Source organism: Cupriavidus sp. 2SB (assembly GCF_005503625.1).
Lineage (GTDB): Bacteria > Pseudomonadota > Gammaproteobacteria > Burkholderiales > Burkholderiaceae > Cupriavidus.
The window spans coordinates 1-12,016 of the sequence record NZ_SCMX01000068.1 but is presented as its reverse complement, the minus strand read 5'-3'; the positions used below and the strand labels follow the sequence as shown (position 1 = coordinate 12,016).

The window sequence follows — 12,016 nt, the reverse complement described above, 5'->3', positions numbered from 1 at the left end:
TGCGCGGCACGCTATATAACGACGGCGTGGGTAGAAGCGGTCGATTGAACAGCAGCGGCGCAATGCCGCGACGTTCATCTGGAGATTGCTCACTGACGGAGTTCCTGTCAGTGGCGCGTTCGACCAGGCCGGTCCCACCTCCCTGACACGACTCCCTGTCTTTCACCAGAGTCATCGTTAGGGGATCTCAATGATCATCGACACCAGCTGTTATCCGACCAACCTGGTCGACCTGGCCTGGCGGCACGACGGCGATCCGTTCACCGGCGAGCGTCTCATCCAGATGATGGATGGCCCGTTCACGATCAACGGCAAGCCACGTCGCATCGACAAGGCATTTATCCAGCCGCCGCAAGGCAACACCATCTACACGTACACCGATGGCGAGAAATCCGGCGCCGAATCGATCGATGCGTACATGGGCTACACGCGCGAGATGGTGGCGAAATATCCGGACCGTTTCATCGGCTGCTTCGTCTACAACCCGCGCTGCGGCGTGCAGAACGGCGTCAATGCCATCGAGCACTACGTGAAGCACCTGGGCTTCAAGATGGTCCAGTTCCAGGCCAACATGCACGCCTACCGCCCGGACCGCGCGCTCGACTGGCTGCGCCCCGCGTTGCAGAAATGCGCGGAACTGGGCGTCATGGTCAAGCTGCACACCGGCGATGGCCCGTACAGCATTCCCACCGAATGGGTGCCGATGATCAAGGAGTTCCCGACCGTGAACTTCATCATGGCTCACTTCGGTGTGCAGACCGGTGGCGTGTATTGCTTCGAGCCGTTCCAGATGGCCATGGACATGCCCAACGTCTATTGCGAATCCGGCTGGTGCCTGCAATCGCGCATCGTCGAGTTCGCCAAGGTGCTGCCGAAACACAAGATCCTGTTCGGCTCCGATACGCCGCCCAACGAGCCCGGCATGTGGCTGCGCCTGCTGGAAGTGCTCTGCTTCGAGCCGCCGCAAGGGCTCAATCTCGATGAGGACACGCTTGAGGACTACCTCGGCAATAACGTCGCCCGCATGATCGGCCTGGAGCCGACGCCCGTACCGCGCACGCTGGAAGAAGCGAAAGCGCGCCTGGCTGCATGACGTTCCCACGCAAAACGAGATTTCGACGGAGCACACGAACATGATCATCGACACCCATCTGCACCCCACCAACCTCGTGGACGAAGCATGGCGGCATACGGGCGAGCCCTTCAACGGCGAGCGCATGCTCAAGATGATGGACGGCCCCTACATGATCAACGGCAAGCCGCGCCGCATCGACATGGGCTTTATCCAGCCGCCGCCCGGCAACACGGGTTATCGCGACGGCAACCGTCGTGGCCGTGAAGGCATCCGCGACTACATGGCCTACGTGGCAAGCCTGTGCCAGAAGTACCCGGATCGTTTCATCGGCAACTTCACGTTCAATCCGCGCTGGGGTCCGGAAGAAGGCGCGCTGGAACTGGAGTTCCATATCAAGGAGTACGGCTTCAAGATGCTGAAGCTGCATGCCAACATGCACGGCTATCGACCCGACCGCGCGCTTGACTGGCTGCGCCCCGCGATGAAGGTCTGCGCCAAGTACAACATCGTGGTGCTGATCCATACCGGCGACGGCCCGTACACGATTCCGACGATGTTCTATCCGGTGATCCGCGAGTTTCCGATGGTGAATTTCATCATCGGGCATTTCGGCATCCAGACCGGCGGCAACTATTCGTTCGAGGCGTTCTGGATGGCGATGGATACGCCGAACGTGTACTGCGAATCGGGCTGGTGCTTCCAGTCACGCATTGTCGAGTTTGCGCGTCAGTTGCCGCGCGACAAGATCGTGTTCGGCACGGATACACCGCCGAACGAGCCGGGCATGTGGCTGCGCGAGCTGGAAATGCTGTGTGGCCCCGCGCCGCAGGGCATGGATCTCGACGAGGATGGGCTGGAAGACTACATGGGCAACAACATCGCGCGGCTGGTGGGGATCGAAACCACCGCGCCGCCGAAGACCCAGCAAGAAGCCCAGGCACGTCTGAAGGACACCTACGCCAGCACGCGCTGATATGCGCTAAGCATGCGCTGATATGCATCGATAAGTAACTCCCGTCTGGTCACGCCCTGCGCCGCTTCACGCGACGCAGGGCGCGGCAACGGTATTGGCCTTTCCTTCTGGAGCCATGCCATGACATCCTCATCTTCTTCCGGTTCTTCCGGCCCGGTGTTCGAAGACACCTCGCAGGATTTTCACAGTTTCCTCGCCGCGTATCGTGCGGCATTCCCCGACGATGTATTGACCGTGCGCGAGCCCGTGAGCGCCGACCAGGACCCTACTGCGCTGGTGTGGGCGCTGGCCGCGCAGGATCGTCATCCGATCGTCGTGTGCGATCAGGTGAGCGGACTCGGCGCGCCACTCGTCACCAACCTGTTCGCATCGCGCGAGCGCGTGGGTCGCATGCTCGGCGGCGTATCGCCTGCGGGAATCCATGCCGAGTATCAGGCGCGCAGCCGACGCGCGATGCCGCCGCGCGTCCTCGAATCCGGCGCGGTGACATCCATCGTGCAGGAACAGGTCGATCTCACAACGCTGCCGACGATCCGCCATTTCGCATCGGATCGCGGGCCCTACATCACCAATGCGATCCTGATTGCCGAGGACCGTGAACTCGGCTTCGGCAATGCAAGCTATCACCGCTCGATGCTGCACTCGCCCAACGAGATTGCGACGAGCCTGCATTCGCGCGGCCATCTGTGGCGCATGTTCCAGCGTGCTGTCGAACAGGGGCGGCCGTTGCCGGTAGCGATGGTCATCGGTGCGCACCCGCTGTTCATGCTCGCCGGTGCGGCACGCCTGCCATACGGCGTAGACGAGCGCCACGTCGCGGGCGGACTGTTCGGTGCACCGCTCGACGTCGTGCGCACGCCGCGCTACGGCATCGCCGTGCCCGCGCATGCGGAGTTCGTGCTCGAAGGTGTGCTCGATCCCACCGCGCGCGTGGAGGAAGGACCGTTCGGCGAGTTCACGGGTTACTCGTCGGATCGCTCGACCAACAACCTGTTCCGCGTGGAAACCGTGATGCGGCGCAGCGATGCGTGGCTCGTGGATGTGGTGGGCGGCAATTCGGCGGAGCACCTGAACCTCGGGCGCATTCCCCGCGAGTCGGAGATGGTCGAGAAGCTCAAGGAACGCTTCCCGTCCGTGACCGCCGTCCATTATCCCAGTTCGGGCACACACTTCCATGCCTACGTGGCACTGCGGCAATCGCGTCCTGGCGAAGCGCGGCAGGTGATGCTCGGTCTGCTTGGCTGGGACCCGTACCTGAAGACCGTGGTGGCCGTGGACGAGGATGTCGATATCACGCGCGACGAGCAGGTGCTGTGGGCCATCGCCACGCATCTGCAGCCACATCTTGACGTGGTGGTGGTCGATGGCCTGCCCGGCAGCGCGCTCGATCCCTCCGCATCGGGTGCGGGCACCACATCGCGCATGGGACTCGATGCCACGCGCGGGCCGAACTTCGACGGCATCCGCGCGCAGATCGGCACGGACGCCATGGCACGCGCGGCGGCGTTGCTGGCCCGTATCGATCCGGGAAAACACTGACCCGGACGTTCGGAAACGTACACAAGTACGGCGCCCTGCGGCATTGATCGTCTAACCCGATCGAATCATCCGCTGCGCCCCATTTACCCCATGTCCGGCGGCTGGCATGCTGCCCCAAAGACAATACGCAGGTGGCGAGAGACGTGGCACAGACCACGGGGGCGGCAACTGTGGCTCCTCCTCCGACCAACCATGTGGGGCAGTTCCGGCCTGGAAGACGAAGGAGACAGCATGACCCCCCAACACACCTCGCGCAATGTCGCTCCGGTGCATCCGGTCGATGAAGTCCTGCCCCCGCTACGCCTGGCCGCGCTCGGCCTCCAGCACGTGCTCGTGATGTATGCGGGCGCCATCGCCGTGCCGCTCATCATCGGCGGCGCACTGCATCTTCCCAAGGACCAGATCGCGTTCCTGATTGCGGCGGACCTGTTCTGCTGCGGATTGGTGACGATGATCCAGAGCATCGGCATCTGGAAAATCGGCATCCGCCTGCCCGTGATGATGGGCGTGACGTTCACGGCCATCGCACCGATCATCGCCACGGGATCGAATCCATCGCTCGGCCTGCCAGCCGTGTTCGGTGCGGTGATGGTCGCAGGCATCTTCACGCTGATTGCCGCGCCTTACGTGAGCAAGATGATCCGCTGGTTTCCGCCCGTGGTGACAGGCACCGTGGTGCTAGTCATCGGCATCTCGCTGATGCGCGTGGGGGTGAACTGGGCTGCGGGTGGCAATCCCACGCTCAGCACGCCCGCCGGCCCGGTGCCGAATCCCGCATACGGATTGCCACTGCATATCGGCATCGCCACGGTCGTGCTGCTGACCGTGCTCGGCATGATCGCGTTCTTTCGCGGCTTTCTCTGCAATATCGCCGTGCTGATCGGCATCACCGTCGGGTTCGTCATCGCCGTGGCAATGGGCAAGGTCAGCTTCACCGGCGTGCATGCGGCGGACTGGGTGGCGTTGATCACGCCGTTCCACTTCGGCTGGCCGACCTTCGACCTGATGACCGCCATCACACTTTGTGTGGTGATGGTGGTCATCATGATCGAAGGGGTGGGGCAGTTCCTGGCGCTCGGCGAGATCGTCGAACGGCCCGTCACGCCCGACGATCTCGCACGCGGCCTGCGCGCCGATGGGGTGGGTGCGTTGGTGGGCGCGGTGTTCAACACGTTCACGTACACGTCGTATGCGCAGAATGTGGGACTGGTCCAGGTCACCGGCGTACGCAGCCGCTGGGTCTGCGCAGCGGCGGGCGGCATCCTCGTGGTGCTGGGCTGCCTGCCGAAGCTGGCGTTCTTTGCTGCATCTATTCCGACCTATGTGCTCGGCGGTGCGGCGCTGGTGATGTTCGGCATGGTGGCAGCCACGGGGGTACGCATTCTCGGGCACGTGGACTTTGTCGAGAACAAGAAGAACGCGTACATCGTGGCCGTGAGCATCGCACTCGGCATGATTCCGCTGGTGGCAGACAAGTTCTTTGCGCAGTTGCCCGAGCTTGCAGCGAAGTTCTGCCAGAACGGGATTCTGTTGGGGACGTTGAGTGCGGTGTTGTTGAATTTGTTGTTCAACGTGCGGGGGGAAAGCGCACCGCAGATGATGGGGAAGAAGATGGCTTGAGGTTGAACCCCTCTCGGTTTTCTCCCCTCTCCCATGCAATGGGAGAGGGGCGGGGGAGAGGGCGGGCGGTTCTGCTTGCCGATATCGCAGTTTGAACTGCTGGCCCTCTCCCCCGACCCCTCTCCCGCCTTGCGGGAGAGGGGAGCAACCAAGCGGGAAACTACGACCTCCCCATCTCCCCCCGATGTCGCATCAACAACTCCCGGAAGCTCTGCGCCGGTGGCGACAGCGACCGATCCGCGTGCGTCAGTAATGAAATCTCGCGCGAGATCACCGGGTCTTGCGGCATCACCGTCACCAGTCCAAGCGACGATGTCAACCGCGTCACTGCAGTACTCATCACCGCAATCCCGAGTCCCGCATCGACCATGCCCACCATCGTCAGCGGCAGCGACACCTCATGCACGCGCGATAGCGTGATGTTGTGCGTGGCGAGCGCGGCGTCGAGGCAATCGCGAATCGGGTTGCCGCGATGGGGACCAATCACGGGCAGCTTCGCCACGTCCTCCCATTTCAACTCGCGGCGGCGCGCCAGCGGATGGCTCGGCGGCATCACGATGACGAATGCGTCGGACGAGAGCCGGTGCGCGAGGAGATCGGGCTGACCCTCGGGAATCGTGCCGATGCCGAAATCCACCGCGCCCGCGCTGACCATGCGCGGCACTTCATCCTCGGCCACGTCGTGCAGTTCCACCTTGACGCCCGGATGTCCCACGCTGAACTCGCGGATAAAGCGCGGCAGCATCAGCGCGGCCTGGATCGATGACGCGGCAATCGACACGCGTCCGCGTCCCAGCGTGCGCAGTTCGACGGAACTGTCGAGCACGCTGTCGATATCGGCAACGGCCTTGCGCACCATGGGCAGCAGTTCCGCGCCGGCCTGCGTGATCTGCATGAGCCGTGTATGGCGATCGAACAGCTTCAGACCCAGATGTGTTTCGAGTTCGTGGATCAATGCACTGATCGACGATTGCGACAAGTTCAGTTTTTCGGCGGCGCGCGTGAAGTGAAGTTCTTCGGCCACGGCGATGAAAGCGCGTAGCTGGCGCAGCGAAACGTTCAGGTTTGCGGGCATGTCTCCCCTGCTCTGTTGCTCTGTTGTATTGGCGATGGCAGTCGATTCAGAGGGTAACACGATCAATAAATCCGATTCCGGGCATTTACCGATGGGAGTCCACCAACCATCATCCAGGGACGGCCAAGCGTTCCTGGCATCGCCACTCGCGCACGGGCCAACGGCATTCCACAGGAGTGAAGATGAGAGCGTTTGAATACCTCGAACCCGCCACGCTGGCCGAAGCCTCTGCGCTGCTGCAGCGCTGCGGTGGCCGCGCCAGCGTACTGGCCGGCGGCACCGACCTGCTCGTGCAGATCAAGGAGTCGCATCGCCAGCCCGCACACGTCATCAACATCAAGAAGATTCCGGGCATGGATGTGCTGTCCTTCGATCCCGCCGAAGGATTGCGCATTGGCGCACTGGTGACCACGCGCGAAGTGGAAACCAGCTATGCCGTGCGCCGCCACTATGCGAGCCTGGCGCGCGCCGTGACGGACTTCGCATCGATCCAGGTGCGCAATCGCGCCACCGTCGTCGGCAACGTGTGTCGCGCTTCGCCTTCGGCAGATTCACTCGCGCCGCTGATTGCCGACCGCGCCGAGGTGCACCTCTACGGCCTCCATGGGTCGCGGTCGATGTCCGTCGAGGCGTTCGTTACCGGGCCGGGCAAGACCGCACTCGGCGTGGATGAACTGGTATCGCGCATCACGATCCCCACACCGGCGCCGAACACCGGCAAGGCGTATCTCAAGCACGGGCGCCGCGTGCAGATGGAACTCGCAACCGTAGGCGTGGCGGTGTCGATCACGATCGAGCGCGGACACTGCACCGATGTGGGCATCGTGCTCGCCGCCGTGGGACCGAAGCCCCTGCGCGCAGCGAAAGCCGAGGCCGTGCTGCGCGGCCATTCCCTGAGCGATGCGCTGGTACTTCAGGCCGCGCACACGGCCATGGAAGATGCCCGCCCCATTACCGATGTGCGCGCAAGCGCCGAATACCGCCGCGAGATGGTGGGCGTGCTGACGCGCCGCGCCATTGTCCAGGCCCTGGAGATGCTCTGATGCGCAAACTGATTGCACTCGAAATCAACGGCGAGCCGATGGAAATCGCCGTGGAACCTCACAGCACGTTGCTCGATGCATTGCGCGACGACGCCGGACTCACTGGCACCAAGAAAGGTTGCGATGTCGGCGAATGCGGCTCCTGCACGATCCTCGTCAACGGCACGCCGATGAACAGTTGCCTGATGCTCGCGCCGGAAGCCCACGGTTGCAGCCTGACCACGATCGAAGGGGTTCAGGCAAGTCCCGACGCCGTGCATCCCGTGCAGGAGCAGTTCATGCGCTGCGGCGCTGCACAGTGCGGATTCTGCACACCCGGCTTCGTCGTGGCGGCCAAGGCGTTGCTCGATGCCAACCCGCAACCGACGCGCGACGAAATTCGCTTTGCCATCGCCGGCAACATCTGCCGCTGCACCGGTTACACCAAGATCATCGAAGCCATCGAGCGCGCCGCCGCAGACATGGCAGGTTTGCCCATGACGGAGGTGACGCGATGACTCATGCCGTGATCGGACATAGCGTCAAGCGCACAGACCTGCTCGACAAGGTCACCGGCAACGCCAAGTACGTCTCGGACATGCCGATGGCCGGCCTGCTCCACGCCAAGATGAAGCGCTGCAACGTGGCGCATGCGCGCATCGTTCGCATCGACACCTCGGCTGCATTGGCGCTGCCCGGCGTCAAGGCCGTCCTCACGCACGAGAACGTGCCGCGCGTGCTGCATGCCGGCTCGCCACACCCGCGCTCGGCATCGGTGACATGCGATCAGTACATCCTCGACGACAAGGTGCGTTACTGGGGCGAAGGCGTGGCCGCCGTGGCAGCCATCAGCGAGGAGATTGCGGCGCGTGCCGTGGAACTGATCGAAGTCGAGTACGAACCGCTGCCCGCAGCATTCACGGTGGAAGACGCTGCCGCGCCCGGTGCGACGTTGATCCACGACCGCGAACCCGGTGGCAACCTCGTGCTGCCGCCGGTACGCATCGAACGTGGCGACGTGGAGCGCGGTTTTGCTGAAGCCGACTTCATCCTCGAAGGCGAATACGAAGGGGGCCGGCCCACGCCGGCCTATATGGAACCCAACGTGCTGACGTGCCGCTGGGACGGCAACGGCAACCTGACCGTGTGGATTTCCACGCAAACCGCCTTCATGGTGCGCGGCATCATGGCCGAAGTGCTGGGCCTGCCGCTGCACAAGGTGCGCGTACTGGTCGATCACATGGGCGGCGGCTTCGGCGCGAAGCAGGATCTGTTTCAGAGCGAGTTCCTCTGCGCGCTGCTGGCGCGCGAGACGCACCGCCCCGTGCGCATGGAATACACGCGTGAGGAAACCTTCACGGGCGGACGCACGCGTCATCCCGCAAAGATCTGGCTGCGCCAGGGCTTTCGCAACGATGGCACGATCACCGCGCGCGAAGCCAAGGTGGTGTTCAATTCCGGCGCCTACGGTTCGCATGGTCCCGGCGTGACGAACGTAGGCACGGCGGCGATGGTGTCGCTCTATCGGTGCGAGAACGTACGGCTGGAAGGACGCTGCGTCTATACCAACAGCCCGATTGCCGGCGCCTTTCGCGGCTATGGCGTGGTGCAGACCTACTACGCGCTCGACATCCAGATGGACGAGGCCGCCGAACGTCTCGGCATCGATCCCGCCGAACTCAAGCTCAAGAATGCCGTGCGGGAAGGCGATATCGCACCGTCGAATCATCCGTTGATCGGACACGGTCTCGAAGCGTGCATCGAGAAAGGGATGGAGGTGGTCGACTGGAAGGCGGCTCGCGCACGCACACGTCAGCAACAAGGCGTGATCCGGCGCGGATGGGGGATCGGCTGCGAGATGCACGGCAGCAGCGCGTATCCCGGCATCAAGGAGCAGGGCAACGCCATCGTCAAGATGAACGAGGATGGCACCGTGGTGCTGCTGACCGGTGCTGCCGGGCTTGGCACGGGCGCGCATACCGCGCTCGCACAGATCGTGGCAGAGGAACTGGCGATTCCATTCGAGACCGTCAGCGTGGTGCATGGCGATACCGATGTGGTGCCATGGGATATCGGCGCATTTGCGAGTCATACCACCTATATGGTGGGCCGCGCGGCGCAGATGGCCGCCACGGAAATCAAGACGCAGTTGCTGGCGCGTGCAGCCAAGCAGATGGAAGCGGAGCCGGCGCAGCTTGTCATCGAACACGGCGTGATTTCGGTAGTCGGCCGCGAGGGTCCGACGCTGACCGTGCGCGAGGCCGTGATGCCACGCAAAGGCTTGCCTGCAGCGCAGTTCGTCGGCACCGCCACGTATCACCCGACCAAGTCGTATTCGTTCGCGGCGCATTTTGCGGAAGTCGAGGTCGATACGGAGACGGGCTTCATCACGGTCAAGCAGGTGGTGCCAGTGCATGACATCGGCAAGGTCATTCATCCGGTGGCGGCTGCGGGACAGATCGAAGGTGGCATCCAGCAGGGCATCGGCCACACGCTGTACGAGGACTATCAGATCGACATGCAGACGGGCCGCTCGCTCAACGCCAACTTTGTCGACTACAAGATGCCGCTGGCGATGGACATGCCCGAGATTCGCACCGTGCTGCTCGAAGCCGCGCCCGATCCGGGCGGCCCGTTCGGCGCGAAGGGCGTGGGCGAAGATCCGATTGTCGCCATTGGACCGGCCATCGCCAATGCCGTGTTCGATGCGATTGGCGTGCGCTTCCGCCACTACCCGATCAAGCCCGAGCAGGTATTGCAGGCGCTGGCTGCGAAACGTGCGGCGGAGGTTGCAGCATGAGCACCGCGCGCCGGGTCGTCGTCGCAATCACCGGCGCGAGCGGCGCGGTGTATGGCGTGCGATTGTTGCAGGCGCTGGCGATGAACGATGACTGCGAGACGCACCTGATCTGTTCATCGTCAGGACTACTGACCTTGCATCACGAACTCGGGATGCAACGCGCGGATGTCGAACGAATCGCCGGTGTCGTCCACAACGTGCGCGATATCGGTGCCAGTGTGGCAAGCGGATCGTTTCGCTGCGACGGCATGGTGATTGCGCCGTGTTCGATGCGCACGCTCGCCGCCGTGGCGACGGGCCTCGCGGACAACCTCATCGCGCGCACCGCCGACGTCATGCTCAAGGAGCGGCGCAAGCTCGTGCTGCTGGCGCGCGAAACACCGCTGCACCTCGTGCATCTGCGCAACATGACCACGGTGACCGAGATGGGCGCCATTGTCATGCCACCGGTGCCTGCGTTCTATACGCATCCCCAGCACGTTGACGACATCGTCAACCACACCGTGGGCCGTGTGCTCGACCTGTTCGGCATCGATCACGCGGGCCTTGTTTCACGATGGGCCGGCATGCGTGCCGCGCTCACACCCCATACCAACGAAGAACTTATCCCGGAGACGCCATGACCCACAACCACCAAGCCCTGCCGCCCGTTCCCGTCACGATCCTGACCGGCTTTCTCGGTGCCGGCAAGACCACGCTGCTGAACCACATTCTCACGGAGAAGCACGGACACCGCATTGCCGTGATCGAAAACGAATTCGGTGAAGTCGATGTCGATTCGGATCTCGTCATGACATCCGATGAAGAGATCTACCAGATGACCAATGGGTGTATCTGCTGCGTGGTGGATGTGCGTACAGACCTCGTGCGCATCCTGCAAACGCTGCTGGAGCGGCCCGAGCGCTTCGACCATATCCTCGTGGAGACCAGCGGACTGGCCGACCCCACACCGGTTGCCGCCACGTTCTTCATGGATAACGACGTGGCAAAGCAGGTCACGCTCGACGGCATCCTGACGCTGGTGGATGCGGTGCATATCGAAGACCATCTCGACGATCCGAAGCTGTCGGGTTTCGACAACCAGGCGGTGGACCAGATCGTCGCGGCGGATCGCATCATCCTGAACAAGTGCGATCTGGTGTCCGATGCACGGCTCGATGCGCTGACCACACGGTTGCATCATCTGAACGAAGGCGCGCAGATCGTGCGCTCCAACTATGCGCAGGTGGATCTGTCGCGCATTCTTGGTATCGGCGGCTTCACGCCGGGCCTGGCACAACTGCCTGATGACACGCATGACCATCATCACGGCCATGACCACGATGCCGATCACGTCTGCGATGAACTGTGCGATCACGCGCATGACGATGACGAGCATGCGCACCGGCATGATCCGTCGGTGTCATCGGTGTCGCTGGTCTTCGATGTGCCGTTTGACCGCCAGCGGCTGGAACACGCGTTGCGCGCGCTGCTGGCTGCACAAGGTGACGATGTGTTCCGCATGAAGGGCATCGTCGCCGTGCAGGACGATGAACAGCGCCACGTGCTGCAGGCCGTGCACCGGCTGATGGATTTTCACCCGGCGGATGCGTGGGGCAATCAGCCACGCGAAAGCAAGTTCGTCTTCATCGGCCGCAACCTGGATCGCGCCCGGCTGCAAACGCTTCTGCGCGTGTGCCAGCCAGCACAGGTCGCGGCATAACGCAGTCTCTGGGACCCCATCGCGATACCGATGGGTGCTTGGCGCAGCCCACGTTTTGGGGGGCTGCGCTTTTTTTGTTTGGAGGGGCATATCGACCGCTGTTGGTTTGCTCCCCTCTCCCATGCAATGGGAGAGGGGCTGGGGGAGAGGGCCGGAGGCTCTGCTTGCCAACCACGTCGCAATTTGCGTCGCTGGCCCTCTCCCCCGCCC

At 63.2% G+C, this 12,016-nt stretch carries 10 protein-coding genes; 9 read left to right on the top strand and 1 reads right to left on the bottom strand.

Features of this window, described 5'->3' with window-relative positions; all coding sequences use genetic code 11:
- Positions 1–190 precede the first annotated feature (190 nt).
- From FFS21_RS24695 to FFS21_RS24680, 4 genes are all read left to right on the top strand, one after another.
- On the top strand, positions 191–1,093 hold the full coding sequence (locus tag FFS21_RS24695; protein WP_137927339.1) for an amidohydrolase family protein: 903 nt from the start codon (positions 191–193) through the stop codon (positions 1,091–1,093).
- Positions 1,094–1,133: 40 nt separating this feature from the next.
- On the top strand, positions 1,134–2,048 hold the full coding sequence (locus FFS21_RS24690; RefSeq protein WP_137927338.1) for an amidohydrolase family protein: 915 nt from the start codon (positions 1,134–1,136) through the stop codon (positions 2,046–2,048).
- Between the two features lie 120 nt (positions 2,049–2,168).
- Complete coding sequence (locus FFS21_RS24685; RefSeq protein WP_137927337.1) at positions 2,169–3,587, top strand: UbiD family decarboxylase; 1,419 nt, start codon at positions 2,169–2,171, stop codon at positions 3,585–3,587.
- 231 nt (positions 3,588–3,818) lie between these two features.
- Positions 3,819–5,207 (top strand): nucleobase:cation symporter-2 family protein, encoded by a 1,389-nt coding sequence (locus FFS21_RS24680; RefSeq protein WP_137927336.1) that lies wholly within the window; start codon positions 3,819–3,821, stop codon positions 5,205–5,207.
- A 160-nt stretch (positions 5,208–5,367) separates the two neighbouring features.
- Here the strand turns inward: FFS21_RS24680 and FFS21_RS24675 are convergent, their stop codons facing one another.
- Positions 5,368–6,282, bottom strand: coding sequence for a LysR family transcriptional regulator (locus FFS21_RS24675; protein WP_137927335.1), 915 nt, complete (start codon positions 6,280–6,282; stop codon positions 5,368–5,370).
- 182 nt (positions 6,283–6,464) lie between these two features.
- Between FFS21_RS24675 and FFS21_RS24670 the strand changes: the two genes are divergently transcribed.
- The 5 genes from FFS21_RS24670 to FFS21_RS24650 are packed head-to-tail and all read left to right on the top strand — an operon-like array spanning position 6,465 to position 11,806.
- Positions 6,465–7,325: an FAD binding domain-containing protein gene (locus FFS21_RS24670; RefSeq protein WP_137927334.1), complete on the top strand. Its 861-nt coding sequence runs from the start codon at positions 6,465–6,467 to the stop codon at positions 7,323–7,325.
- Complete coding sequence (locus FFS21_RS24665; protein ID WP_137927333.1) at positions 7,325–7,822, top strand: (2Fe-2S)-binding protein; 498 nt, start codon at positions 7,325–7,327, stop codon at positions 7,820–7,822. The genes FFS21_RS24670 and FFS21_RS24665 overlap by 1 nt, the downstream gene beginning before the upstream one ends.
- Positions 7,819–10,104 carry a xanthine dehydrogenase family protein molybdopterin-binding subunit gene (locus FFS21_RS24660; RefSeq protein WP_137927332.1) on the top strand — a complete coding sequence of 762 codons (2,286 nt, stop codon included), beginning with the start codon at positions 7,819–7,821 and terminating at the stop codon, positions 10,102–10,104. Before FFS21_RS24665 ends, FFS21_RS24660 begins: the two co-directional genes overlap by 4 nt.
- A complete protein-coding gene (locus tag FFS21_RS24655) occupies positions 10,101–10,727 on the top strand; it encodes a UbiX family flavin prenyltransferase (RefSeq protein WP_137927331.1) in 627 nt (208 codons plus the stop codon). Before FFS21_RS24660 ends, FFS21_RS24655 begins: the two co-directional genes overlap by 4 nt.
- Positions 10,724–11,806, top strand: coding sequence for a CobW family GTP-binding protein (locus FFS21_RS24650; RefSeq protein ID WP_137927330.1), 1,083 nt, complete (start codon positions 10,724–10,726; stop codon positions 11,804–11,806). Before FFS21_RS24655 ends, FFS21_RS24650 begins: the two co-directional genes overlap by 4 nt.
- The last annotated feature ends 210 nt before the right edge of the window (positions 11,807–12,016 follow it).